The sequence below is a fragment of the Gardnerella sp. c12Ub_1 genome, from assembly GCF_055804375.1.
On record NZ_JANUZC010000001.1, the window covers coordinates 603,770 to 630,700 of the forward strand.

Consider the following 26,931-nt stretch of genomic DNA (forward strand, 5'->3'; position numbering starts at 1 on the left):
TCTTAAAATAGCTAAGGATTCTTCGTTCGACATGCAATTTTCAACGTTGAAACACGAAGAATAGCAAAAACGAAAATGCAAAGCAAAATAAAATGCAACGCAAAATAGAATAAACACAGACGCATCAAAGGAGAAAAGTCGTGTCGTTAGTTAACGTAACTATTATTAGCGCAGATTGCGCGCAAAGTCGCAATGTTGTAGCACTAGGAGTTGCAAAAGCTCTCTCTAATCATTATTCAACAACTGTTTTTAGACCATCCGCAAAGCATGATGACGCGTTTACAAGCGAATTGATAGCTGCAAGCAACACAAAACCAACGCTGGAACAAGTAATCGCAGCATGCCCATGCGCAGTTCGTAAAAACAAAGACACACTAAGAGGAGACATTGTAGCTCATTACAACGAGCTGATTAGCGCAACAAACGCTCAAGGATGCGTTATTGTAGCAAGTGATTCTACTTCTGTATTTGATCCAGATTTATTCCGATTCGATGCAAGTGTGGCAGCTGATTTAGCTTCTCCTGTGTTCCTAAGCATTTGCGCAGAAGGCAGAGATAGCAAGCAAATCTTGCAAACAATCGAAGCGCAATGCGCAAGCGTCAGCAAAGAATACACAAAAGTATTCGGTGTGTTTGTAACTGATTGCAAAGAAGACTTAGCAAAAGAACTAAAAGAAGACTATACTCAAAGCAATAATGGCACTCCACTTTGGACTTTGCCTTCTATAAGCGAATCAGAATCAGATAAATTCAACGATTATGTTGCAGATGAAGAAATCATCAACGCTTTGCAGCAGCCATTTGCCGCTCCTACTACCCCATATGCCTTCCAATACAGCTTGCTTGGAAAAGCTAAAGCAAATAAGAAAACAATAGTACTTCCAGAAGGCGAAGAAGATCGCATTCTAAAAGCAGCCGATTACTTGCTAGAGCGGGACATTGTAAACCTCGTTATTGTTGGAGAACGCGAATCTATTCTTGCAAGAGCACAAGAGCTTGGATTAAAGTCTCTTAGCAAAGCAAGCTTCCAATCTATGAGCGACGAAGAGATTCTTAGCAAAATGATTAGCAAGCTTTGCGAATTGCGCGCAAAGAAAGGCATGACCGAAGAGCAAGCTAGAGAACAGCTTAAAGACGCAAGCTATTTTGGCACAATGCTAGTAGTACTTGGATTAGCAGACGGACTTGTTTCTGGCTCTGTTAACTCAACAGCAAATACTGTGCGCCCTGCTCTTCAAGTTATTAAAACTAAGCCTGGATCTAAGCTTGTTTCTGGCGCATTCATTATGTGCTTTAAGGATCATGTAGCAGTATTTGCTGATTGTGCTATTAATCTGAACCCAGACGCTGAACAATTGGCTGACATTGCTCTTCAATCCGCACAAACTGCTAAAGCTTTTGGCTTAGATCCTAAGGTTGGAATGCTATCTTACTCCACTCTTGGATCTGGAAAAGGCCCAGACGTTGATCTTGTAGAAGAAGCAACAAAGATTGTAAAAGAAAAAGACCCAGATTTGAAAGTTGTTGGATCTATTCAGTTTGACGCTGCATGGTCGGAAACTGTTGCTGCGTCCAAAGCTAAAGGCAATGATGTAGCGGGCCACGTAAATGTGTTTGTGTTCCCAGACTTATGCGCTGGAAACATTGGATACAAGGCCGTTCAGCGCTCCAGCGGCGCTTTAGCTGTTGGACCAATCCTGCAAGGCTTAAACAAGCCTGTTAACGACTTGTCTAGAGGAGCATTGGTTCAAGATATTATCAACACTGTTGCTCTTACAGCATTGGAAGCGCAGTTCTAATAATCGCAAGCAATAATATCAAGCAATAATTTAATAATTGCAAGTTCTTACAATGATTTGCAAATGTAATAATAAGTAAATACAAAAGCACTCATTGTAGGAACTTGCATGTAAACTTAAACATGGCAATTTACTAGCCTTATCAACACTTTATGGAGGATGCCCTCATGGCAAAAACCGTTCTTGTTATCAATTCTGGTTCTAGTTCTATTAAGTACCAGCTCGTCGATTTGGAAAGCGGCGAAGGTATTGCGTCTGGTATCGTAGAAAAAATTGGCGAACCAGTTGACGGACACTACAAGCACGTATTCAATGGCGAAAAGCATGAGTTTGACGAGCCAGTGCACGATCACGAGCAAGGCTTAAAGCGCGTACTCGGCTTCTTCGAGGAGTATGGTCCAAATCTTTCCAAGTCTGGAATCGTAGCTGTTGGACACCGCGTTGTTCAGGGTGGCTTAACATTCCCTAAGCCTGCATTAGTAAACAAAAAGACCATTAATAAGGTGAAGGATTTGGCTGTTTTGGCTCCACTTCACAACGGCCCTGAGGCTGTTGGCGCTGAAGTTATGACTGAACTTTTGCCAGATGTTCCACAGATTATGGTGTTTGACTCTTCGTTCTTCCACGATTTGCCACAGGTTGCTGCGACTTACGCATTGAACAAAGATATTGCAAACCAGTACCACATTCGTCGCTATGGCGCTCACGGCACTTCCCACGAGTACATTGGCTCTGTAGTTCCAAGCGTTGTTGGAAAGCCTGCAGAAGGCTTGAAGCAGATTGTTTTGCACATTGGTAATGGCGCTTCTGCTTCCGCTCAGATTTCTGGCAAGCCAGTTGAAACTTCTATGGGCTTAACGCCTCTCGAAGGTTTGATGATGGGCGGCCGCACTGGAGATATTGACCCAGCTGTAGTCTTCCACCTTATTCGCAACGCTCACATGAACGTAGACGAGCTTGATACGCTCTTTAACAAGCGTTCTGGCATGATGGGCATGACTGGCCACGGCGATTTGCGCGATATTCATAAGCTCATCGCAGAGGGCGACGAAGACGCTAAGCTTGCTCTTGGCGTGTACGTTCACCGCATTGTTGGCTACATTGGCAACTACACAGCTCAAATGGGCGGCGTGGACGTAATCACATTCACCGCTGGCGTTGGCGAAAACGACGAGATCGTTCGCGCTCGCGTATGCGAAAAGCTTGCTCCATTCGGCGTTAAGCTCGATAAAGAGAAGAACTTGGTTCGTTCTAAGGAGCCACGCATTATTTCCACTCCAGATAGCTCTGTGATTATTGCTGTAATCCCAACTAACGAAGAGTTGGCAATCGCTCGAAAGTCTGCACAAATCGCAGAAGCTGGAGTCGATTCTTACGGCAACAAGTTTGAGCGCTAAATCGTAGTGTAAAACAACGTAACGTAAAAACGTAACACATAAATAATCCCGAGTTAAAAAAACTCGGGATTATTTGTTATTTAAGCTCACTATTTAGTCTCACTATTTAAGCTCACTATTCAAGCATCTTATTCCACATACCAGGAAAATCAGGGATTGTTTTGCGCGTAGTGGCAATATTTTTTACTCTTATATTAGATATACGAAGACCTAACATTGATGCAAAAGTTGCCATTCTGTGATCCGCATAAGTCTCCATCACTTCCCCATGCATATTTTTGCTAGGAATAATACGAATTCCATCATCTAGCTCATCAGCGCCTATTCCAACGCGATTTAGTTCCGTAACTATTGCACTCAAGCGATTCGTTTCGTGGCCTCTTAAATGCGCAATACCGTGCAACTCGCTTACACCATCTGCAAGCGCAAGAATCGCAGCAATACTCGGCGCAACCTCGCCAGCAGCAGCCAAATCAAGCGACTTAATTGCGTGAATTTTGCCACTACCAGTTACGCACAATGTTGAAGAATCCGCAGCCGAATGCTCAAAAACAATTTCTGCGCCCATTTGCTCTAGAATCCCAGGCAACAATCCCCCAGGCTGAGTTGTTTTAAGCGGCCAATTAGGGATTTTAACGCATCCGCCAGCAATCAACGCTGCTCCAATAAAAGGCGCTGCATTAGAAAGATCTGGCTCTACAACAACTTCATCTGGCAAAGTCAAATCATGCTCTTTAATACGCCATACTCCGCTTTCTGGCATATCTACTACTCCGCCAGCTTTGCGCACATCTTCCATTGTCATTTGAATATGAGGCATACTAGGCAATTTGCTTCCAATATGCTCGATTTGTAATCCTCCTGGAATTCGAGATGCAATTAGCAGAAGCGCAGATATAAATTGAGACGATGAAGAAGAGTCAATGCGAATAACGCGATTATTGCAAGAATTTTGCGCACTATTTACACCATATGATTCAAGATTTTTGGGCGGAATAACGCTAAATGGTAAGAATCCGACTTTTCCGTGATATACGATTTTTGCGCCTAGCTGTTCCAATCCATCTAGAACAGGCTTCATTGGACGAGCATACGCTTGCTCATCTCCATCAAATTTCACACAATTATTTGCAAACAGCGCTAAAGCTGTTACAAAACGCATAACTGTTCCAGCCAAGCCACAATTAACAACCGCATTATCATCTACGCTAAAAACGCCATTTTTGGGCGGAATAACACAAACTGCTGTGCCGTCGCGGCTTAGCGAATCGCATTTAACTCCAAATACGCTTAGCGCGTTAATCATAAGTTCCGTATCTCTTGATCTCAGCAATCCCTTTAGAACAACTGGCTTTTTACCAAGAGCTGCCAAAATCAAGTATCGATTAGATAATGATTTGCTTCCAGGAATATTCACTGTTGCATTCAAAGGAGTATTGCATGATGGAGCTTGCCAAACATCATCATGATTATAAGAATTCATTATTCCGCTCATATTATGAATACTATCTATAAATATGTACGCATTGTAATTTTCACAATGCTTTACATATGAATAAACGCATTATGCCAATATCCTGTTTGTATTGAAGCATATAAAGCAATAGTAGGAACAGCAATGCAAATTGCATAAAATATCCAATCGTATGCTGTTAACTTCGATTTTCGTGCTGGAACACGTTTAATATTACTTCCAAAAGCCCTAGCTTCCATAGCTGTAGCAAGTTTAGTGCCTCTGCGAATAGATAACACGAGCAAACCAAAAGATTGCGAAAGCATACGCTGCAACGCTTTACCATCCGATATACCACGAGACCTTCGAGCTAAACCAAAAGCACGCCAATCATTTTGCAATAGACTAAACATTCTCAATCCAGCTAATGCTCCGTACACAAATCGTGGAGAAAAATGCAAAATCTGCACTAATCCGTCTGCTAAATCAGTTGGATCTAATCCAATGGCTAATATAACGCCTGGAACTGCTACAGATGCAACACGAACAAACGTACAAATTGCCAAATACAATGATCCTTGGCTTATATGCATCCAGCCAAACTTAAATATATCATCTCCAGAACTTTGACCATATAAAAGAACCGATATAAAACTACCCGAAGCAGCAATCCAAACTGGCCAAGTATGGCGTAAAACATACCAAGGAGTTACTCCAGCAATTGCAAATAACAGTATATCTAAACCGAATGCAATAGAAGCTGAAACAATATCTAATGTAACAAACATAGGTAAGCAAAGTAGCAGCGCTCCAATAAAACGGCTTATTGGATTGAGCCTACGAATAAACCAAGAAGGCGAAACTAGTCGTTCACTTTCTAAACGTTTAGAAGATGCAGTTACATCAATATGCGAAACTTTTAATAAATTTTCAAAGTCTTTAACTTGAATACTAGACGATTCTTCTACACTACTAGTTTTATTCACTTCTACTCATTCCCTTCACTATAGTTATGAGCGGATCCTGCGATTTTTCGTGACTCAACTCTTATTACTCTGGCATCTAAAGACTTTACAAGCTCATCATCGTGAGTAACAACAATCACCGCTGAGCCACTATCGCGTATTTGCGCAATAAGTTTCACCATTGCTGTCCAAGTTTTAAAATCTTGTCCAAAAGTAGGCTCATCCATAATAACAACGCGTGGAGCAGCAGCTAAAAGCGTAGCTACAGAAAGTCTACGTTTTTCTCCTCCAGATAATGTATAAGGATTAGCAAGAGCAAAACGCTTCAAATCCATACGTTCAAGCATGCTATCGGCAATATCGTAAGATTCCTTTTCGCTTTTTCCTTGCTTTTTAGGCCCTACAGCAACTTCGTCTCTTACAGACGATGTTATGAATTGATGTTCTGGCTCCTGAAACACCATGCCAACTCGCCCTAGTAATTCTTGACTTTTCCAAGTAAAAAGATCATTTTTACGTCGTTTTGGCACATACTTTTCCATCATGCACACGCTGCCAGCAATCGGCTTTAATAAGCCTGCAAGCGTTAACGCTAATGTGGTTTTACCAGCACCATTAGGTCCCATTAAAGCCGTTACTTCGCCAAAACGAAAAGCTACATTAACATGTTCCGATAGTGTCAGAGTTCTTCCAAAAGAGCAATCATTCGTATAGAGCGCAACAGATTCTTCCGTATCTTTGATCTCGTCTTTTATTTCGTCTTTGATCTCGTCATAGCAATGTTTAGGAGCAAAAGATTTAACTGTTCTTCCTGGAACCCAAGCACCACCTTTTGCAAGCATATCGCCATACTTTTCAAAAACATCCTCAGGCTTACCGTCTGCAATAACGCATCCTACATTTGAATCATTATTATTTTCATCTTTTCCAATAACAATAACTCTATCAATCAAATCCAGCCACACGTCAATATGATGTTCAACTACAATCATTGTAGAGCCTGTTTTTTTAAGAATATTCGCTACAGCATCATGAACTTGCTGAACACCTTTAGGATCTAGATTAGCTGTAGGCTCATCTAAAAGAAGCAATCCAGGATGCATTGCAAGCACTCCTGCTAAAGCAAGACGTTGCCTTTGACCTCCCGATAAAGATTGTGTTGAGCGTCTAAGACCCTGACTTCCTTGAGTAATATTGTCTAAGCCAACAGCTTTTATTGAAAGCTTTACGCGATTCCAAGTCTCTTCGCTGTTAACTCCAAGATTCTCACTTCCAAAAGCTACATCGTCGCCTACTCTTTCAAGAATGATTTGAGAATCTGGGTCTTGCATAACAAGTCCAACTTTTCCGCGAGCATCTCTAGCATGAACACCACCGACTAGAAGGCTACCTTCTTCCATACCTTCTGTTTCGTCACCTAAAACACCTGCTAAACCAGCCATAAATGTGCTTTTCCCAGCGCCAGAAGCGCCTAAAAGCAACACATGCTCACCAGGCTTAATATCAATATTTACATTCCTCAACACAAAATCTTTGCGAGTAGCGTGTCTCCAACCCCAGTCTTTAGCAACTACGCTCGCTGGAGTCCATTCAGTCTTATTCACAAATTGCATACAAACAAACTTTCATTGCATAGCAAAATTTTCATTGCATAGCAAAATCTAAAATATAAAAATTGCATAACACAATTTCAAAAAATATAAAGTAAAACAAATACGAAATATAAGCATCATACGAGTAAACTACCGTGTTTTTGCATTTTGCGCATTAAACACGATAGTTTACAAGTTGCAATTAGTACTTAGATATAACTCACACTAATGCTTGAGGACGGCCTGATTCAAAACGATCAAGCACACCCGTTGCAGCTAATGCCTTTTGAACAAACCACACTACAACGCCTGCAACAATAAGACCAGAAATAATAGAAGTAATGAGATTTGCAACAATATATTGAGCGCTCCAGCCTTGACCGCCACTAACCCAATTGTAGATAAAGCAAGCTACGCCTGCTAACGATCCAGATATTGCAGTGGAAAGCAGATTCCATGTTTTGTACATAAAGAAAATGAATGCAAGTTCAGCGCCAACGCCTTGAATAATACCGACGATTAACGATCCGCCAACACCCCATTGATTTCCTAACATAAGTTCCACAAAAGCAGCAAGCGTTTCGGCAAACAATGCAGCACCAGGCTTACGCACGATTATTGCAGCTAAAGGTCCAGCAAAAAGCCAAAAACCATTAGATAAACCTTCAGCACCAGGCAATAAGCTTGCAAAAAGATTAGTAGGAGCTGCGCACACAATATCCCAAGCCCAGAATAATACGCCAGATGCAACAGCGATAATAGCAGCTATGACGATATCAAGAATACGCCAGCGATTAGAATGTTCCATTGAAACATTAGTCATAATAAGTGCCTTTCTTCAATATTGAAAGATTTGGGCACGGGAAAAGAGCGACATCCGTTGCTAACATTACTTAGCACACGTTCAATCGGTCGAAGCTTTCGCTTCCTCTCAGCCAAAACGGCTCCCGAGTCAAATATTTATAATCACAGTGTAAGAATCTAACACAAATAATGCACCAAAAACTCACCTATACAAGAATACACATAGAGTGCTTTTTTGTATAGTAGATGTTCAAAAAACAAGCAGATATAAAAAAGTCGGGGTGACAGGATTCGAACCTGCGACATCCTGCTCCCAAAGCAGGCGCGCTACCAAACTGCGCTACACCCCGATGCTTTCTAGCTGATTACCAGCTCCAAGCACAATCAAATACAATAGCGCACATTGCAGACAAACGCAAATTTGCAACACGCGCGATAGAATAGAACAAGCATTGAAAAATAGGAAACGGATTTTAGAGGTTCATATGGGGCGTTTTCAACGTGCAGAAGCAGCTGGATTAATCGCTTTTCTAGCGTGCGCATTATTTGGCATGATTGTAATGTCTATATACATAAACACAATGCCAGCAATATGGCAAGTTACACAACGCTTGTTTACAATGGCATCTGGAGTGGTGGCCGCTTGCAGCATGTGCACTTTTGTAGTCGGATATTTAAGAACGCACAAAGGAATACTTAAAAAGAATTGGTTGCAAATTGCAAAACACGCTTTTGAAATAATCGCTCTTTCTACGATTTATGGCGCAACAATGCTACTTATGTCTTTTGCTCTTCTTTCTATAATCAACAGCATTATTGGAAGAAGTGCCGTAAACAATTATCTTCCTGTTCTTTGTTGCGCATTAAGCGGAATTGTTGGATATGCAACTCTTGTACAAGCAGAACTTTTAGAAGCAAAAACCGTTGCTTCACTTCTTCCACTATTTGTGATTTCTGGAGCTGCAACTGCTGGATTAACTTCCGACGACCCGTATTGGTACAACAATAACTTCTCTCAACTAGGAGACAGAACAACGTTTGCAGCAAGCATGTTTAATGCAACGCTAATTCTAGCTGGAATATGCATTATTATTACAAGCTACTTTGCTATAACCGAGTTTGTTGCAACACAGCACGAAATCTTGCAAAATAAGGGCACTAACACTACAAAGCATTTTAAAACTCGAACAACTATTATGGCAGCTTTGCTAATTCTTGGAGGAATAGCGTTTATTGGGATTGGAACGTTCCGCTACACTCCTCACCCAGTTATACACGATTTATGCGCTAGAGGCGTTACTGGTCTTATTTGCACAATGCTTATATGCCTTCCATGGCTTGCTCCTAGGCTTTCTAAAACATTCTACGTTGCTTCGGATTTAGCTGTTATTCTTACTGCTTGGGTTGGAAACCAATGGGTTCATGGTAATAACACTTTAACAAATGTAGAAGCTTTGTCTTGTTTACTATTTTTAGGGTGGATAATAGTGTTTTCAAGACAAGTCGCAGCTATGCAAAGCGACCGTTTAAGGTCTTAAGTCAAATCTTAAATAATGCATTAAATCAAGATATTAAATCAAAGTATTAAATCAAGATATTAAAAATGTGACCTACAACCAGCTAAAATCAGCAAAGCCATAGGTCACAATCAATTTAATTGCTTATTTCTTGCTTATTATTCTTGCTTCTCACTCATAAGAAGAAGGAAACTTCTAGATTGAGCAACAATATTAAAACCAGATTCGTAATGCAATTGCGGACCTTTTGGATTATGAGTGTCTACAACAAGAGTCCACTTTTCGCCATAACGCTTATCTGGCAAAGTGAAAGTTATAGGCTCGTAATGCGCGTTGAAAATAAGAATAAAGTCATTATCGACCATTCTACTTCCGTACCAATCGGTTTCTGGAATATCTGAACCGTTCAAATAAATCATCACCGAAAGCGCATGAGTATTACTCCAAGCTTCCATATCCATTACGGAACCTGTGTGATCAAACCACTCTACTTGCGGAATCTCTGAAGCATCATCCGAAGGCATACGACCAATAAAGAACCTACGCCTATGCAAAACAGGGTGATCCAACCTTAAATGAATAAGCTTAGAAACAAAGTCAAACATACCTTTTTGAGTGGAATCAAAGTCCCAATTAATCCAAGAAATAGCATTATCTTGGCAATATGCGTTGTTGTTTCCATTTTGAGTACGCATAATCTCGTCTCCAGCGCAAATCATAGGAATGCCCTGGCTCATTAACAAAGTGGAGAAAAGATTTCGCATTTGACGCTGACGAAGTTCGTTAACATCGTGAATATTTGTAGGGCCTTCTACCCCGCAATTCCACGAACGATTGTCGTTAGCACCGTCGTTATTGCCTTCCTTATTTGCTTCATTATGCTTTTCGTTGTAGCTCACCAAATCGTTCATAGTAAAACCATCGTGAGCAGTAATAAAGTTTACGGAAGCTACAGGCTTACGACCATTTTGCTCATATAAATCGGAGCTTCCCATAAGTCGGCTTGCAAACTCAGGCAAAGTCGAAGGCTGCGAGCGCCAAAAATCGCGTACACAATCGCGGTAGCGGCCATTCCACTCGGACCAGCTTGGAGGGAATCCGCCAACTTGGTATCCGCCAACACCAATATCCCAAGGCTCTGCAATAAGCTTTACGCTAGAGATAATAGGGTCTTGCTCAATAATGTCGAAGAATGCAGAGAGCTTATCTACTTCTTGGAATTGACGAGCAAGCGTTGCAGCTAAGTCGAATCTAAATCCGTCTACATGCATTTCGGTTACCCAATATCGCAAGCTATCTGTGATTAATCGCAAGGCTTTAGGAGATCGCATAAGAAGCGAGTTTCCTGTGCCAGTAGTGTCAAAATAATGACGCTGATCGTTGTCTACTAAGCGATAGTAAGCACGATTGTCAATTCCCCTAAAGCTTAAGGTTGGACCTCTATCGTTTCCTTCTGCAGTGTGATTGTAAACAACGTCTAGAATAACTTCCATTCCTGCAGCATGATATGCCTTAACCATTGCCTTAAACTCGTTTACTTGCTCACCGCGCTGACCAGAGCTTGAATACGAGTTTTGAGGAGCAAAGAAGCCAATCGTGTTATATCCCCAATAGTTGCTTAAGCCTTTATTTTGCAAGAAAGAATCGTTTACAAATTGATGAATAGGCATAAGCTCAATGGCAGTAATTCCAAGCTTTTTTAAGTAAGATATTACGCTTGGATGAGCTAATCCAGCATACGTTCCGCGTATTTCTGGAGGAACATTACGATTTAGATTCGTCATTCCTCTAACATGAGCTTCGTAAATCACGCTATCGTGATACGGAATCATTGGGTGCTGGTCGTTCCCCCAATCAAAATATGGGTTTATAACAGCAGCTTTCATAGTGTGATCTGCAGAATCCAAAGTGTTCATTGCTGCTAAATCATCTGGATTTGCAAACCAATAAGAAAACAGGCTCTCGTCGCCGTCAATATTGCCCTCAATCGCTTTAGCATATGGGTCTAAAAGCAACTTGTTTGGATTACACCACAATCCATGATTTGGATCATACGGACCGTGAACTCTATAGCCGTATCTTTGGCCTGGCTGTATTCCAGATATGTAAGTATGCCAAACGTAAGAATTCTGCTCAGTCATATCGATGCGCGTTTCGTTGTCTTGCTCATCAAACAAGCACAACTCAACATGCTTTGCTACTTCGGAAAACAATGCGAAGTTTACGCCCGCGCCATCGTAGGTAGCTCCAAGCGGATACATAGAACCTGGTCTAATTTGCATAATTCAAGTATTGCATATATTTATATAGTTTTCATCAATACATAAGGCGATTCTTAAAAAAGATTAAACTTTTGCATAATGCAAGCTTTTTTAGAAAATAAAAAAATCCTTTATTAAACAGTATGATTTTTCCCTAGATTAAAGGCAACACGCCGAAGTATAGCCTTTAACCACATTGCTCTAAAAAGCTAGAAAAAAGATTTTGAGCTTGATGAAATTGCATCATGATAAACGAAGAAGACATGATATTAGATATACAACAAGAAGATATACAACAAGAAGAGCTGCTAAGCCGCGTAGCAAAAGTCGAAGAACAACTATGCGACTTTTCAATACCAAATAAAACAATAGGCAGCCTTGGCGAAGAATACACGTCACTAAAACTAATGCTTAAAAATTGGATTTTGCTAGATAGAAATTGGCATAGCCGTTTTGGAGAACTTGATGTTGTAATGATGAACACAGAAGGAATAATCGTATTTATTGAAGTAAAAACGCGTAGAAGCATACGTTTTGGCACTCCTCTAGAAGCAGTAACAGAAGAAAAACGCATAAAAACGCATAAAGCTGCATTTAATTGGCTAGAAAATCACAAAATGTTTAAGCATAGAAGAATACGATTCGACGTTGTATCAATACTTATTTCCAAAAACAAAAACATTCAAATACACCACATTTTAGGAGCATTCTAATGATTATTGGAAACGCATTATCTGTAGGACTACTTGGGTTAAAGGCCTTTACAATACAATTGCAAGCATTTATATCTAGCGGCCTGCCTGGATTCTCAATTATTGGCCTTCCCGATACTTCTTTAAGCGAAGCAAGAGAACGAGTTAAATCGGCATACATGTCTTTGCGATGCGAATGGCCAGACACAAGGCTAACAGTAAATCTTTCTCCTGCTTCTATGCCAAAAAGTGGAGCATCTTACGACCTTGCAATCGCAGCAAGCATACTAAGCGCCAGAGGAATTATTCCACTTAGCGAGCTAGAAAACACTATTATTTTAGGCGAGCTTAATTTAGACGGATCCGTTTTACCAATTCAAGGAATGCTGCCAATCGCACTATACGCTAAGCAGAAAAATATTACAAAAATGATTATTCCATACGGAAATCTTGAAGAAGCAAAGCTAGTAAATGGGATTGAAGCAATTGGTATTAAGCATATTTTGGATTTAGTAGACGAGCTAAATGGAAAATTAGAAGACGAAGCTAGGCCGATTGCCGAAAAGAACAGAGAACGCGCACTAAATGCGATTAACACGTACGACCACATTAGAGTAGAAGAAAGAGAAAAAGCTGGCGATTTGCACAATTCTAATAGTAACGGCATTAAATACTCGAGCAAAAATATGGCAGATAGCGTTGAGCCTGTAAATAACGATAAACCATTAAACGAAATTGGTGATATGTCGGAAGTATTAGGCCAAGAGCACACAAAGTGGGCTTTGCAAGTGGCGGCAGCTGGAGGACACCATGTTATGATGATAGGCCCTCCTGGGTCTGGAAAAACAATGCTAGCTTCTAGAATGCCGAGCATAATGTGCCCTCTTAACGAGCGAGAGCAGCTAGAAGTGGCATCTATTAGGTCGCTTTGCGGAACACTTCCCTACTACGGAATAACGGACGTTCCGCCTTTTGAAGCACCTCATCACACTTCTTCTGCAGCATCTCTTATAGGAGGCGGCGCAGGTTTAGCCAAGCCTGGAATCATAACTCGCGCGCATTGTGGAGTTTTATTTATGGACGAAGCTCCAGAATTTTCGCCACGAGTTTTGCAAACACTTAGAGAACCATTGGAATCTGGGCATATTGCTGTTTCTAGATCTAAAGGAACAACGCTGTATCCTGCTAAATTCCAACTCGTTATAGCAGCAAACCCGTGCCCATGCGGATATGCGTACGGAAACGGAGAGCGATGCACTTGCAAAGAGAAGGAACGCATACGCTATTTTTCTAGACTTTCTGGCCCAATTTTAGACAGGATTGATATTCAAATGGATGTTCCGCCAGTAGAAAAAATCATAACCAGAAAAGCCATGTTGGAAAACGGATCAAGTCAAATGTCGGAAAAGATTTTGACTAGCGCAATGATGCGTGAAAACGTAAAGAACGCAAGACTTGTTGCACAAGATCGTTTTAAGAAACTTGGTTGGAGTTGCAACGCTCAAGCTTCTGGAACGTGGCTTAGAAAATACACATCTCAAAAAGCGATTGAGCTTATAAATAAGTCTCTTGAAAACCACAAGTTGAGTTTACGCGGCGCAGATAGAGCACTTAGACTTGCTTGGACTTTGGCAGATCTTTGTGGTCACACTTGCCCAGATTTAACCGATATGGCTCAAGCAATTAGCTTAAGGACAAGAATATGATTAACACAAATGATGTAAATAATGCAAACAGCACAAACAGTTTGACAACGCAAACAAGTGATATTTATGCAATAAATGACGATACTTTAGCGCGAGCAATACTAACGTTTTGTGTAGATGGAGCAGACGCAATAATGTACACGCTTACTATAGGAACTGTTAATGCTGCAAGCATTGTAGATGCGCTATATTCTATTTGCGAATCAATCACTAAAAACGCAAGCAAAATAAGCAATAAACAATTAGAGCTTGACTTTACAGCAAATAGTCATCAAAAAGATTCTAGCGAAAATAAACAGCAAGAAGGCAACACCGATTCAAGCACAAACGATTTAGACAATGTGCTTACAAACATTATAAAAAATCACCCACAAATCAAAGTTTTAGAAAAATGCTTTTTGGAAGGTCTTAAAATTTGGGGCGGTAAAAGTGCAAACAATAAAAACGAAGTAAATAATTTTGCTGTATTGCATAAATCTGTTAAAAAATGGTGCCTACGAATGAAAAAACTACCTTTTTGGGATGCAAACAAACTCAAAAAATGGTTTAGCTCAAGTGGATCGCAATGGATTATATCTCCAAAAAGCAAGTATTGGCCTAAACAATTACAAGATTTAGCAACAAAATGCAAGGTCGCTCCCCCACTTTGCTTATGGGGAATTGGAGACCCAAACGCTCTTATTCAATGCAAACAACCACTTGCAATCGTTGGATCTAGAGGATGCAATGACTACGGGTACGAGCTTAGCTTTACTTTCGCAAAATCGTGCGCTAAAAAAGGGCACACAATTGTTTCTGGCGGAGCTTACGGAATTGACGCTGCAGCACATTGGGGAACACTAGATGCATTGGATTGCCATGCAATAAACGCAAGCCCTGTAGGCAAAACAATAGTCGTTTTTGCTGGAGGACTAAACAATATGGGACCAAGCAGCAATGCTCAACTTTTTAACGCAATACTTGCAAGCGGAGGCGCATGCATAAGCGAACTTTGCCCAGAAACTATTCCAGAAGCACGCAGATTCTTGTTAAGAAACCGCCTTATTGCAGCACTTGCAAGCAAAGTCATAGTTTCTCAAGCTAGATTAAGGTCGGGAGCGTTAAACACAGCAAATTGGGCATTGGAACTAAACCGAGAATTGTATGCAGTTCCTGGAGATGTAACTTTGCCAAATAATGCTGGATGCAACATGCTTATTCATGACGGAAAAGCTATGATGATATGCTCACACCGAGATATAGAAGACATCTACCCTAATTCACATCATTATTTACCACATTCACTAAGTAACAACGAAAGCATTCCAGACACTTGCAATGATTTACAAAAGCTTATATTAAAAGCGATTCACAAGTGCAAGCACAACAAAGTATGTGCAAATATAGACAATATTCATGAAGTTATTGCAAAATCAGAAACAAATGACGATTTTTCAATATCGCAAATATCAGGAGAGCTTGCGATTCTTGAGCTAGATGGATTAATCAAAAGTCAAAATGGCGTTTTTAGCATAAATCGAAAAAAGACTTAAGTCTTAAAGTCTTAAATAAAAGTCTTAAAGTCTTAAATAAAATGCGAAAAATATGAGAAAATAAGTGTTATGCAACCAAACTTTGAGCAAAGCGAATCAAACGCAAAAAGTCAAGAAAAAAGCGAGCAAATAAAAATAAATAACTCGTTTTACAACGTTTTAATTATTGGAGCTGGAGCCGCAGGACTTTCAGCCGCATTAGGCTTAGTAAAGTCTAAAGAGTACCAAACGCTAAAAACGCACGGAAAACAGCCTAAAATATTAGTGATTTGCAAACTTCAAGCGTTAAGATCTCATACAGGCTCTGCCGAAGGCGGAATTGCAGCATCATTAGGAAACGTAGAAAAAGATTGCTGGCAATGGCACTATTACGACACTGTTCACGGAGGCGACTGGCTAAGCGATCAAGACGCAGCAAAAATGCTGGCAAAAGAAGCTAGAGACACAGTTATTGAACTTGAGCACTTTGGAGTTGCTTTTTCTAGAACAAAAGACGGTCACATTAATCAAAGATTCTTTGGAGGCCATACTGCAAACTTTGGAAAACAGCCAGTTAGGCGAGCTGCGTACGCTGCAGATAGAATCGGCCACCAAATTCTATACAGCTTGTGGCAAAAATGCTTAGAAGAAAACATTGAAATTAGCGAAGAAATTTACGTTACAGACATTGCAATAAATAGCGAAACAAACAGCGTAGAAGGAGTTATAGCGCTAAACGAAAAAACAGGAAACGTAGAAAAAATAAGCGCAAACAATGTTCTTATTGCAACTGGAGGCGCTGGCAGACTATTTGCAACAACTTCTAACTCCTGGGATTTAACTGGAGACGGAATGGCTTTAGCGCTAAATGCTGGATTGCAATTAGAAGACATAGAGTTTATACAATTCCACCCAACTGGATTAGCACACACTGGAATATTACTTTCGGAAGCTGCGCGCGGAGAAGGCGGAGTGCTTAGGAATTGCAAAAACGAAGCTTTTATGAAAAACTACGATAATACGCACGCGGATTTAGCACCAAGAGACGTAGTTAGCAGGGCGATTATAGCAGAAGTTGATGCTGCTCGAGGCGTAGAAGACACAACTAGCAACGTTGATAAAAAAGATTGCGTTTGGCTAGACATGACTCATATAGAAAAAGAGCATATGTTGGAGGCTCTTCCGCAAGTTGTTGAGACGATTGAAAAATATGCGCATTTAGATCCTTCAAAAGATCTTGTACCTATTAAGCCTACTGCACACTACACAATGGGCGGACTACCAATCACTCTTAACAGCCAAGTCTATAAGTTAGATAGAGGGAAAAAACAAAGTATAACGGGATTATACGCTGCTGGAGAATGCGCTTGCTCTGGAGTGCATGGCGCTAATCGCCTTGGCGGAAACTCGCTTCTTGACGCTTGCTTATTTGGAAAAATCGCAGGAAAATCTATTGCAAAAAACTTGCAAAATCAAGAAGAGACTAAAAATCAAAATAATTTGCAAAACAAAATCCAAAAAATAGACGAATTAGCTAAAAAGCGAATCCAAAAAATACTCGCTCTTATGCAAAGCGAGAACGATGCAAAAGATGAGCAAAATCCATACATGCTTTTAGATGCTCTAGAAGAGATTATGGAAACAGCTATTGCAGTAAGATGCAGCGAAAAGAGCATTAAAGAAGCTTTGCAAAAAATAGATACGCTTATTATTCCAAAAGCCAATATGCTTATTTTGCATTCTAAAAATCTTGTTTTTAATCAAGAACTAACAGCTATTTTGGAATTGAAAAACTTGATTACATTTGCAAAAGCAGTTTTGCAAGCATCATTAGCAAGGCATGAATCTAGAGGATCTTTTACAAGATTAGATTATCCGCAACATAACAACAGCCAAAATCCGCAACATTCTATAGTGGATTTAAGCGGAAAAGTGCAAAATATTCCAGTTGCAGTAGTGGATTTTGACCCAAATCATCCAATTAACGCGCAAAATGCTAGCGAAATTAAAGAAATTATTACAAAAATCAATTAATTTGCAACACGCCGAAGCAAAGAGTTGAAAAAAATGTTATAGTTCTATCTGTTGTCTAAAACACCCGTCCGGGTGGCGGAATGGTAGACGCGCTAGCTTGAGGTGCTAGTGCCTATTTGTACAGGCGTGCGGGTTCAAGTCCCGCTCCGGACACAAAATAAAGTCTTGTTGAGAAATCAGCAAGACTTTTTTGTTTCGTATTCGCAAACACTAATCACGTATCTAATCACGCTAGTTAATCACGTAATTCCAAGGGTCAAAAGCTCTACCAATCCAAGAAACGTCTAATGATTCACCAAAATTCTTATATATAGAATCGTGAATATCTTTAACAGCATACTTAAACCACAAAGACTCAATAGCGCTATGAGGAGTGTTTATAAGCATAGGCTTAATAATATTAGAGTGCGTTAGTTGCGATTCATAAATAGCTTGCTCATACGCGTCCGTTGCAGGATGATGCCTTAAATCACTTGTTACATACACATCTGCTCCGCAAGCGCGAACTTCATCGAATAAGGAATCGCCCGAACCTGGAAGAACAGCTATTTTACTAACCATTGCATCAACATCTCCGCACACTTGAACGCCTAGCTTAGTAGCAGGTAAAGCGTTAAAAACGCGCGTAGCAAACTCTTTAAGCGTAATTTTTTGCTCAAGCAATCCAACTCTGCCAAGACCAAGAGAAGTATCATTATTGCTTACTGGAACAAGAGGATGCAAATCCTTAAGACCAAAAGCATTAGCTGCAGCATGCGCCACTCCCCTAAAAGCCGCGTCCGCATTAGTGTGACCAACCCATAATCCACAACGATTTTCAATAAGAGTTTGAACTATTTTTCCGCGAACAGAAAAACCAGAAACTTCGTGAACCGACTTAAAAAACAAAGGATGGTGCGAAACAATCAAATCCGCTCCCATTTTGCACGATTCTTCAACAGCTTCTAAAGTTGGATCCGATAAGCAAATAATTTTATTAACTTTATGCGAAGGATTCCCAACGATTAATCCTGGGTTATCCCAAGACTCAGCAAGACTTAAAGGATATAAGTCTTCTAAAACATTAACAATCTCACCTAAAGTTGCCATTATTCCTATCCTTTACAACAAGCCTACAGTGGTCTTTACAATAATTCTCGCAAACACATCAATGCGCAGCAAGCTGCCAATCAGCACCAACTCCAGTAGAAACACTAAGCGGAACAGAAAGCTCAACAGTATGTTCCATAGCATTTTTAACAATGTTTTCTACAACATCCGACTCACCATGAGCAATCTCAAGAACAAGTTCATCGTGGATTTGCAAAATCACGCGACTCTTAACATTAGCTTTTCGCAAATCATCATCTACTCTAATCATTGCAAGCTTCATAATGTCTGCAGCGCTTCCTTGAATAGGAGCGTTTAGAGCAGCTCGTTCTGCAGCTTCTCTAGATGCTCTGTTCGTAGAATTTAACTTTGGGAAATATCTTCTTCTACCAAACATTGTTTGAGTGTATCCAAGCTTTCTAGCTTTATCTACTAAAGACTCCAAATAGTCGTGTACTGCACCAAAAGTATTGAAATACTTTTCTTTAAGCATCTCGGCAGCCGCAGGACTAATGCCTAGTTGCTTTGCAAGACCGTATGTGCTAAGTCCGTACGCTAACCCGTAGCTCATTGCTTTAACATGACTACGCTGATCTGCGCTAACTTGCTCTACTGGAATCCTATAAACTAAGCTCGCTACAAACTTATGAAAATCAACTCCAGACTGGAAAGCATCAATAAGCGTTTTATCTGCAGAAGCATGAGCCATAATTCTAAGTTCCACTTGCGAATAATCACAACTCATAAGCTGCTCATAGCCACTTCCTGGAACAAACGCCGCTCTAATCTCTCTTCCTGCAGCATTTCTATTAGGAATGTTTTGCAAGTTTGGATCCGAAGAACTTAGTCGGCCAGTAGCAGCAATCGTTTGCTCAAAAGTCGTGTGAATCCTACCATCTTTATATCTTGCAGCATCAATAAGGCTTTGAACGATTTGCTTTAACTTATTAGTTTCACGATACTTAAGCAAAGCGCCTAAAAATTGACTTGGCTTTTCATCTGGATCAATTTTTGAATACAACTCTTGTAAAGCCTCGGCATTAGTAGTATACGAGCCACTTTTTGTTCTACGAGTAGGCTTTAGACCCATGTCTTCAAAAAGTAATTTCTGAATTTGCTTAGGACTTTGCAAATTTATTGGCTTAGCCGCAACGTCTAGCGCCATTTTTTGAGCAAAGTTAGCTTCGCTTGCAAAATTATCTCTCATAGACGTAAGTCGTAGCATATCTACAGCAGCGCCCGTATCTTCCATCTTCCTTAAAACTCTAGAAACAGGCATTTCAACGTCTACCATTAAGCCAGTTTGCTTGCGCTCATCTAACTCTTTCGCATATTGTTTAGAAAGCAAACGTATAACCAGAGCTGTTTCTAGCATGCTTTTTTCTAATTCTTTGTTATCTTGACTTTGCGAATCTTGCTCTTTAGAATCTTGCTCTTTAGAATCTTGGCTGCTATCAATATCAAAATCAAGTTTGCCTTGCGTCGGTTCATCGTTTAACTGCGAAGAGCCTATATGAATATTCAAAACATGCTCAGCCATATCGCAAAGATTTTCGTTCTTAAAATCTGGATCAACTAAGTAAGATGCTAAGCGAGTATCGACTAGCGGGCTAAAAGAGTAATTATCTTCTACAATTTTTAAAGACTTTAAAAGAGCAATATGCTTTTTATAATCATGCAAAACTACTGAAGACTCATGCTTTTTTATAAAATCTCTTAGTTTATAAGCTATTGCGCTATTGGATTTAAGAACATTTGCATACACAATTGCAGCGTCGTTACCAGCTAGGATTATTAATGCTTTTGCAAAAATACCAAACTGATTAGTGTTGTTTTTTTCTTCTACAGCAAACACTACTAATTCTTTATGCTCTTTTATTGTTTTTGCGCATTCTAAGTCGTTTCTTATAAGATTTGCGCTATTTATATACGAGTCGGAAAAGTCGCAAGAATCCGCAACACAAGATTTTGCAATACTAATCCAATTATCTGCATCAGACTCGGAATTAATATTATGCACGTCTATTTTATCTAACAGAGTTTTAACGTCTTCTATATCATCTGAATCATTTGATTCCGTAGAACCACCATTTTCTGCATGCGCGCTTCCAGCAGAAATCATTGTTTTAATATTCTCATCTAAAAGCTCTTTGGTTCCGCGAGTAAATTCTTTTAGAATCTTTCTTCTAGTACGCGTACCAAACTCAAGACTTTCAAACAGCTCTCCAACAGACGCAGCGTTTACATTGCCAAAATCAAGATCGTTAACGCTAACTCCAAGGTCTAAATCTTTAACAAGAGTATTAACTTTTTTGTTTAATCGAATCTGATCAATGCTTTCTCGTAAAGACTCGCCTTTTTTACCTGTGATTTTACTTGCGTTTTCAATAATGCCTTCTAGGCTGCCAAATTGATTAATCCACTTAGCAGCATAACCATCTCCAACTCCTGGAACTCCTGGAATATTATCAGACGTTTCTCCACGCAATGCTGCTAAATCTGAATACTGACTAGGCGTAACATTGTATTTTTCAACAATCGCATTAGGATCCATTTGCTTTAGATCCTTAAAATGCCTGCCTGGGTACAGCACGTTAATAGTGTTATTAATTAGCTGAAAAGCATCGCGATCTCCAGAGAGCACAAGCGTTTTATACCCAGCATTAGCGCCCATAGTTGCCAAAGTAGCAATAATATCGTCGCCTTCGTAGCCCTGCTTTGTAATGTACTTAACACCTAACGCACTAAGCATTTTTTGAATAACGGGCAGCTGAGCTATAAGTTCTTCTGGAGCAGCTTCACGAGTACCCTTATATTGCGGCAAAAGCTTGTTTCTAAAAGTTCCACCTTTAACGTCGAAAGCAACCGCAAGCTTATCTGGTTTCTCTTTTTCTATGACTTGCGAAAGCATAGTAGCAAAACCCCATATTGCATTAGTTGCAAAACCAGATTTTGTGGAAAAATTATCTGCCGATATTGCGTAAAAAGCACGAAACGCAAGTGAGTGGCCATCTACCACCAACAACGTTCCCTTATAATCCTCATTATTCAAAGAATCCTCGTTTGCAACGATGCTGGTATTCACTTAACACCCACCTGCGTTTTTGTAAAATAAACTTTTGAAATTATTTATGCATAGCTCGCGCAAGAAACCGCGATTACCAAAATTATTTTGACTTTACTACGCTTCGTCAGATGGCTTTTCTTCGCCATACTTAGCGATAATAGCCAACGCAAGACGCTTCTTTGGAATACGCTGATCCATAGAAGTTTTTTGAATCCAACGGAAAGCACCCTGCTCCGAGAAGCCAGCTTTATCCATAAGCAAGCCTTTTGCTCTATCTACAAGCTTGCGCTCTTCGAGAGTATCTTCTGCTTTCTTAAGCTTTTCTTCTGCTTTACGAAGCTGATCTTGAGCATCTTGAAGCTTGTTTTCTGTGCGCTCAACACTATCAAGCAAATCGTTAATCTCGCTAAATCTGCCCATTGCAACTTCTAGAGCTGGCAAAAGCTTTGACTCTTCGTAAGGCTTTGTAACATACGCCATTGCTCCAGCGCCAGTAGCGCGCTTAACAAGATCTGTTTGCGAAAAAGCTGTTAGCATAACAACAGGCGCAATATTTTCATCGCAAATAGTAGCAGCTGCTTGAATTCCATCCACGCCAGGCATTTTAACATCCATGCAAACAACGTCTGGACGATTTTCACGAGTAAGATCAATAGCCTCTTGCCCATTAGCAGCTTGACCAACAACCTTATATCCGTTATCTTCCAGCATTGCTACAAGATCCATACGGTTTACTGCTTCATCTTCTGCAACAACAACAGTTTTAACGCCGTTTTCTTTTTGCTCACTATTTTTATTATTGCTTTCTACGCCATTCGACGATTCATATGCATTACGCAATTCATCATCCGTAAGCACAACAGACGCCTTCCCCATCTCTTCATCGCTGTTTTCAGCCGACATTCTAACCTCATTTCCTTACCAAAACACAAGGCAACAGCGCTATGCATTAACTAACACATACATTCGCACACTTAATACTCATACTCGCCATCTTTGCGTTTATTTTTTAGGCTAGCATCATGCAAGTTTTATGCACAAACACTAAAAGCACACTGTGCGCGTTGCCAATGATTTTACTCGCATGCGTGTATAAAAATACGCTCTAAACCGCTTTTTAATGCGGTAAAGCACATGCAAATAACGACAATACAAAAGTCAAAGCACCGAGCATTGCTAACTGTACGCACAACGGAAAAGCACTAGCATAATTCCCATTAATAACTGCGTATATTAGCGAGCACGCTTTTTTAATAAACATGCAAATAACCAATAGTAACAGAATGCAAGAAACAATAAACACACCTTTATTAAATAAGATATTGCTTAATGCGAAAACAGTTTTATTTGGATTATTAATACTTAAAAATACACCTATAAATCGAGAATCGAACACATATAAGAGCACGTATGCAAATTGTAAAATAGCCACTAAAACAGCAACACAAGTAAATACAACACTGCCCTTGTATTTGCCAAGCAAAGCCATTGCAGTAATCTTTTTATGTTGCGTATCGCTTTCTATATCTCTTAAATTATTAATCATCATAAGGCAAGCAGAAAATCCGCCTGGAATAAAAGATAATAATACGCAAAAAACAATTTGCTCAATGCTTGCTGCAGTTATTGAGTCTTTAGAAAAACCACTTGCATAAAAAAGAGCACACAATGTTCCTAAAAACGCTACTGGCCCAAAGAACAAAAACGCACTAAATTCTCCCCAACCCCTATATCCGTAAGGATGCAATCCTCCTGCATAAAACCAAGCTGCTATAACGCAAATTAATCCAAGAGGAATAAACATCCAAATTCCGCTTCTAATAGTAATAACTAATCCAAAAACACACGATATTAGAGCAGATATGCAAGCAGCATACAACACTGATTTTGGCTTAATACCAGCGTCTGCAAGCCTCCAAGACACATCGCACAACGCTTTGTTTTCTGCGCTTACATCTCGCTTAGACCTTTGATTATCTAATCCGCGCAAACCGTCACAATAATCGTTTGCATAGTTTACTGAAATTTGCATAAAAACAGCAACACACAAACACAAAAACGCTTGCAAAGCAAAATTTTCAACATTGTAAGTCTTTACAAGTATTTGACCGCTAAATAAATACCTTGCAAAAATCGAAATTGCCATAACAACTGGCACGATTCCAATTGGAAGAGTATAAAGTCTTGCACCTTTAAGCCAAAACTTAATATTAGTCATTAAAATCGCCTAAATTCTAGAATTTTTTAATTGATTCTAGATTAGTTTAGACTATTTTAGATTATTTGTGGAGCAAATATAGACACAAGTATTGGCAAAGCAATCATTAATGCAGACACAATAATAAGAACAAATCCACGCCAACCAAAAGGATACTTTCTAAAAGAAGACTTACGCGTTCGCAAATAGAATCCTCGCTCTTCTGCTGCCAGCGCACAGCTATCTGCTTTACGAACAGACAAAACTAAAAGAGGCACAATCAAAGGCATCATAAGCTTAATCTTTTTAAAAGGATTCTTAGTATCGAACTCCACTCCTCTTGCCATTTGAGCTTCTGTAATTTGAGACATCTCGTACGCAAAAATAGGAACAAATCGCACAGCTGTAGTGATTGTAAAAGCATAGCAATATGGAATGTGTAAGTATTGAACAACAGCATTAGCTAAATCGTTTAGCTTTGTAATGCTAAGCACGCTTACAAGAGGCAATGCAAAGCAAAAAAGTCTTAAAGATGCTCGCAATGCAACAGAAATTCCCTTTGTGCTAAACCATAAGAACATGTAGTTTCCACCTTGAGCAATAACTGTTTGCAAAAAGAACATTACAACGCCAAGAATAAGCATTGCGCGCACAAGAGGAAACAGCGCTTTAAGAATCCCAGCCATAGCCATGCCAGCAAGAATAAGAACTGCAATAAATACAAGAATGCTAAATTGTTGAGCTATAAAAGCCGATACAACAACGCTTATAGCTAATATGAGTTTTGCAATAGGATTTGCTTTGTGAAGAAAAGTTGAGCCTTCATTATACGTTAAGATTTTAGTTTGCATAATTACACCTTGCTTTACAAATTGCAACTCTTTTTAAGAGCATTAACCAACATATCCCTTTTATACAAGCCCTTACAAGCGTCAAAACCATTTTCGACTAAGCCTTGAGATACAGCACACAAAAGTGGAGCGCATAATGCAGCTTCTTTGCAAATCGCATTGTTTTCAAAAACGCAACTTATGCTTCCGTCTTCTAGAATTTTTCCATCGTTTACTACGATTAAGCGCGTTGCAAAGTCAAGAACCACTTCCATATCGTGGCAAACCATTATCACACAGCAACCGTGGTCTCTAAGGTCTTCTACAACTTGCATAATACGCAAGCATTCCATGTAGTCTAAGCCACACGTTGGCTCGTCTAAAACAAGAATCTTAGGTTTAGTTACAACAGTTGCAGCCAAAGCAACCATTTGACGCTGGCCTCTAGAAAGCATAAATGGGCTTGCTTTAGGGTCTAGATTTAGCTTTTCAATAACTTGCATAGCATGATCATTAGCATCTTTAACCGACTCACCTAAAAGAATGCAACTAAACGCTACTTCTTCTAAAACAGTATCTTTGCAAAGCTGACGATCTGGATTTTGGAAAAGCGTAGAAACATAATGCGCAATCTGACTAATCTTCATATTGCTAGTGTCTTTGCCATCAATAAAAATATTGCCGCCGCTCGCCTTAAGCAAACCATTGATTAGCTTAGTAACGGTTGTTTTTCCAGCGCCATTTCTTCCAACAAGAGTTACCAGTTCTCCAGCATAAGCTTCAAAAGACACATTTTTTAGCGCACTAACGCCACTTGGGTACGAAAAACTAACGTTTTTAAGCGAAAGACATGGAGAAGTGTTTTTTGATTGATTTTGCGCGGAAGATTGTGCAGAAGATTGTTCGGATACTTGCGATTCGTTGGAAAAATCGCCAGCAACCGCCGATGTGTTTGAATCGCATTCGCTATTATCAAATTCACCATGAGAATCACCATGAGAATTACTATTAGAAGTCAAAGATTTTCTACTATTAATCGTATTAACAATAGTATTTACTGTATCTTCTACAGACACAGGCAAATCGCTTTTAGAGCAAACATTCTCACGCTGCAAATCATTAACCAAATGCGTAGTGCGCGGATAATTTATTCCAATAGAATAAAGCAAATCCATGTTTTTTAGCGCTTTGCTAACAGGCAAATCAAGCGACAAAGTGCCATTAGAAAGCACAACTAAACGCTTGCAATACTCGCTTAAAAGTGCCACTTTTTGCTCAATTACAACAACCGTTATTCCAAAATTCTTGTTCAAATCTTTAAGAATCGAAAAAATCATTTTAGAAGAAACAGGGTCTAAAGCGCACGTAGGCTCATCTAACACCATAACTTTAGGCTTTAGCGCAAGAATAGCAGCAATCGCAACTTTCTGCTTTTGACCTCCAGAAAGAGTGTCTAAATCGCGGTTACGCAAGTCACTAATTCCAACAATTTGCAAAGCTTCATCTATTCGACCTGGTATTTCGCTATGCGCAACACCAAAATTTTCTAAGCCAAAAAGAATCTCATCTTCCACATTTGCAGCAACCATTTGCGCATCAATATCTTGAATAACAGATCCAATTAAGCAAGCAATGTTAGTTAAAGCAAGATTTTTAGTGTCTTGACCAGCAATCTTAACACTTCCTAAGAGTTCGCCAGAATAATGATGCGGAATCGCGCCAGAAAAAAGCGAAGCAAGCGTTGTTTTTCCAGACCCAGAAGGGCCAATAATACCAACGAATTCGCCAGACTCTATGCTAAGACTCACATCTTTTAGCGCAAAAGTGGAATCTTGTGCCTTTGAAGAGTCTAAAGAATCATCTTTATTCCGATTCACATACTTAAAAGACACATCTTTTAACTCAAGCAAAGGCACAATAATTCCTAACTCTTAAAACCAATAAATCGATTACTAATTATTGATTATTATCTAACGATTATATAATTTACCAAACATTCCTAACACATATTGCGTAG

General features: G+C 39.7%; 18 protein-coding genes and 2 tRNA genes. 8 read left to right on the plus strand and 12 right to left on the minus strand.

What is annotated here, in order from left to right; genetic code table 11:
• The first annotated feature begins 140 nt into the window (after nt 1-140).
• Nucleotides 141-1,799, plus strand: a complete 1,659-nt coding sequence (gene pta / locus NYP65_RS02415; protein WP_473410554.1) for a phosphate acetyltransferase — start codon at nt 141-143, stop codon at nt 1,797-1,799.
• Between the two features lie 167 nt (nt 1,800-1,966).
• Nucleotides 1,967-3,196, plus strand: a complete 1,230-nt coding sequence (locus tag NYP65_RS02420) for an acetate/propionate family kinase (RefSeq protein ID WP_004574964.1) — start codon at nt 1,967-1,969, stop codon at nt 3,194-3,196.
• 115 nt (nt 3,197-3,311) lie between these two features.
• Here NYP65_RS02420 and aroA read toward each other — a convergent pair whose 3' ends face one another.
• The 5 genes from aroA to NYP65_RS02445 form a co-directional block, all read right to left on the minus strand.
• The gene (gene aroA, locus NYP65_RS02425) at nt 3,312-4,679 is read right to left on the minus strand and encodes a 3-phosphoshikimate 1-carboxyvinyltransferase (protein ID WP_473410555.1); all 1,368 of its coding nucleotides are present in this window, start codon (nt 4,677-4,679) and stop codon (nt 3,312-3,314) included.
• A gap of 62 nt (nt 4,680-4,741) precedes the next feature.
• Nucleotides 4,742-5,635 (minus strand): energy-coupling factor transporter transmembrane component T family protein, encoded by an 894-nt coding sequence (locus tag NYP65_RS02430; protein ID WP_473410556.1) that lies wholly within the window; start codon nt 5,633-5,635, stop codon nt 4,742-4,744.
• A 2-nt stretch (nt 5,636-5,637) separates the two neighbouring features.
• Complete coding sequence (locus NYP65_RS02435) at nt 5,638-7,227, minus strand: ABC transporter ATP-binding protein (protein WP_116438550.1); 1,590 nt, start codon at nt 7,225-7,227, stop codon at nt 5,638-5,640.
• 199 nt (nt 7,228-7,426) lie between these two features.
• On the minus strand, nt 7,427-8,029 hold the full coding sequence (locus NYP65_RS02440) for an ECF transporter S component (protein WP_016635674.1): 603 nt from the start codon (nt 8,027-8,029) through the stop codon (nt 7,427-7,429).
• 257 nt (nt 8,030-8,286) lie between these two features.
• Nucleotides 8,287-8,360: transfer RNA gene (locus NYP65_RS02445), tRNA-Pro, on the minus strand.
• 135 nt (nt 8,361-8,495) lie between these two features.
• Here NYP65_RS02445 and NYP65_RS02450 point away from each other — a divergent pair.
• Nucleotides 8,496-9,548, plus strand: a complete 1,053-nt coding sequence (locus NYP65_RS02450) for an ABC transporter permease (protein WP_422112972.1) — start codon at nt 8,496-8,498, stop codon at nt 9,546-9,548.
• A gap of 137 nt (nt 9,549-9,685) precedes the next feature.
• Here NYP65_RS02450 and glgX read toward each other — a convergent pair whose 3' ends face one another.
• Nucleotides 9,686-11,809 carry a glycogen debranching protein GlgX gene (gene glgX / locus NYP65_RS02455; protein ID WP_016831856.1) on the minus strand — a complete coding sequence of 708 codons (2,124 nt, stop codon included), beginning with the start codon at nt 11,807-11,809 and terminating at the stop codon, nt 9,686-9,688.
• Nucleotides 11,810-12,033: 224 nt separating this feature from the next.
• On the opposite strand from glgX, the gene NYP65_RS02460 reads away from it, so the two are divergent.
• From NYP65_RS02460 to NYP65_RS02480, 5 genes are all read left to right on the plus strand, one after another.
• Complete coding sequence (locus tag NYP65_RS02460; protein ID WP_016831858.1) at nt 12,034-12,501, plus strand: YraN family protein; 468 nt, start codon at nt 12,034-12,036, stop codon at nt 12,499-12,501.
• Entirely contained in the window at nt 12,501-14,186 is a 1,686-nt protein-coding gene (locus NYP65_RS02465; protein WP_473410557.1) for a YifB family Mg chelatase-like AAA ATPase, read from the plus strand. Before NYP65_RS02460 ends, NYP65_RS02465 begins: the two co-directional genes overlap by 1 nt.
• Nucleotides 14,183-15,718: a DNA-processing protein DprA gene (locus NYP65_RS02470; RefSeq protein WP_473410558.1), complete on the plus strand. Its 1,536-nt coding sequence runs from the start codon at nt 14,183-14,185 to the stop codon at nt 15,716-15,718. The genes NYP65_RS02465 and NYP65_RS02470 overlap by 4 nt, the downstream gene beginning before the upstream one ends.
• A gap of 69 nt (nt 15,719-15,787) precedes the next feature.
• The gene (locus tag NYP65_RS02475) at nt 15,788-17,731 is read left to right on the plus strand and encodes an FAD-binding protein (protein WP_473410559.1); all 1,944 of its coding nucleotides are present in this window, start codon (nt 15,788-15,790) and stop codon (nt 17,729-17,731) included.
• Nucleotides 17,732-17,797: 66 nt separating this feature from the next.
• Nucleotides 17,798-17,884 (plus strand) — tRNA-Leu (locus NYP65_RS02480).
• A gap of 78 nt (nt 17,885-17,962) precedes the next feature.
• Here NYP65_RS02480 and NYP65_RS02485 read toward each other — a convergent pair.
• The 6 genes from NYP65_RS02485 to NYP65_RS02510 all read right to left on the minus strand — a co-directional run bounded on the left by NYP65_RS02485 (nt 17,963) and on the right by NYP65_RS02510 (nt 26,830).
• Nucleotides 17,963-18,820 (minus strand): Nif3-like dinuclear metal center hexameric protein, encoded by an 858-nt coding sequence (locus NYP65_RS02485; RefSeq protein WP_473410560.1) that lies wholly within the window; start codon nt 18,818-18,820, stop codon nt 17,963-17,965.
• A 58-nt stretch (nt 18,821-18,878) separates the two neighbouring features.
• Nucleotides 18,879-21,905, minus strand: coding sequence for a DNA polymerase I (gene polA, locus NYP65_RS02490; RefSeq protein WP_473410561.1), 3,027 nt, complete (start codon nt 21,903-21,905; stop codon nt 18,879-18,881).
• A 96-nt stretch (nt 21,906-22,001) separates the two neighbouring features.
• A complete protein-coding gene (locus tag NYP65_RS02495; RefSeq protein WP_016799039.1) occupies nt 22,002-22,790 on the minus strand; it encodes an ANTAR domain-containing response regulator in 789 nt (262 codons plus the stop codon).
• A 214-nt stretch (nt 22,791-23,004) separates the two neighbouring features.
• On the minus strand, nt 23,005-24,105 hold the full coding sequence (gene menA, locus NYP65_RS02500; protein WP_473410562.1) for a 1,4-dihydroxy-2-naphthoate octaprenyltransferase: 1,101 nt from the start codon (nt 24,103-24,105) through the stop codon (nt 23,005-23,007).
• 56 nt (nt 24,106-24,161) lie between these two features.
• A complete protein-coding gene (locus NYP65_RS02505) occupies nt 24,162-24,935 on the minus strand; it encodes an energy-coupling factor transporter transmembrane component T family protein (RefSeq protein WP_116286013.1) in 774 nt (257 codons plus the stop codon).
• A gap of 14 nt (nt 24,936-24,949) precedes the next feature.
• Nucleotides 24,950-26,830, minus strand: a complete 1,881-nt coding sequence (locus NYP65_RS02510) for an ABC transporter ATP-binding protein (protein ID WP_473410563.1) — start codon at nt 26,828-26,830, stop codon at nt 24,950-24,952.
• Nucleotides 26,831-26,931: the final 101 nt, after the last annotated feature.

Coding starts and splice junctions, on each gene's coding strand:
- NYP65_RS02420 (WP_004574964.1), top strand. CDS start 1,967: ATGGCAAAAACCGTTCTTGTTATCAATTCTGGTTCTAGTTCTATTAAG.
- aroA (WP_473410555.1), bottom strand. CDS start 4,679: ATGAATTCTTATAATCATGATGATGTTTGGCAAGCTCCATCATGCAAT.
- NYP65_RS02435 (WP_116438550.1), bottom strand. CDS start 7,227: ATGCAATTTGTGAATAAGACTGAATGGACTCCAGCGAGCGTAGTTGCT.
- NYP65_RS02440 (WP_016635674.1), bottom strand. CDS start 8,029: ATGACTAATGTTTCAATGGAACATTCTAATCGCTGGCGTATTCTTGAT.
- NYP65_RS02450 (WP_422112972.1), top strand. CDS start 8,496: ATGGGGCGTTTTCAACGTGCAGAAGCAGCTGGATTAATCGCTTTTCTA.
- glgX (WP_016831856.1), bottom strand. CDS start 11,809: ATGCAAATTAGACCAGGTTCTATGTATCCGCTTGGAGCTACCTACGAT.
- NYP65_RS02460 (WP_016831858.1), top strand. CDS start 12,034: ATGATAAACGAAGAAGACATGATATTAGATATACAACAAGAAGATATA.
- NYP65_RS02465 (WP_473410557.1), top strand. CDS start 12,501: ATGATTATTGGAAACGCATTATCTGTAGGACTACTTGGGTTAAAGGCC.
- NYP65_RS02470 (WP_473410558.1), top strand. CDS start 14,183: ATGATTAACACAAATGATGTAAATAATGCAAACAGCACAAACAGTTTG.
- NYP65_RS02475 (WP_473410559.1), top strand. CDS start 15,788: ATGCAACCAAACTTTGAGCAAAGCGAATCAAACGCAAAAAGTCAAGAA.
- NYP65_RS02485 (WP_473410560.1), bottom strand. CDS start 18,820: ATGGCAACTTTAGGTGAGATTGTTAATGTTTTAGAAGACTTATATCCT.
- NYP65_RS02495 (WP_016799039.1), bottom strand. CDS start 22,790: ATGTCGGCTGAAAACAGCGATGAAGAGATGGGGAAGGCGTCTGTTGTG.
- menA (WP_473410562.1), bottom strand. CDS start 24,105: ATGACTAATATTAAGTTTTGGCTTAAAGGTGCAAGACTTTATACTCTT.
- NYP65_RS02505 (WP_116286013.1), bottom strand. CDS start 24,935: ATGCAAACTAAAATCTTAACGTATAATGAAGGCTCAACTTTTCTTCAC.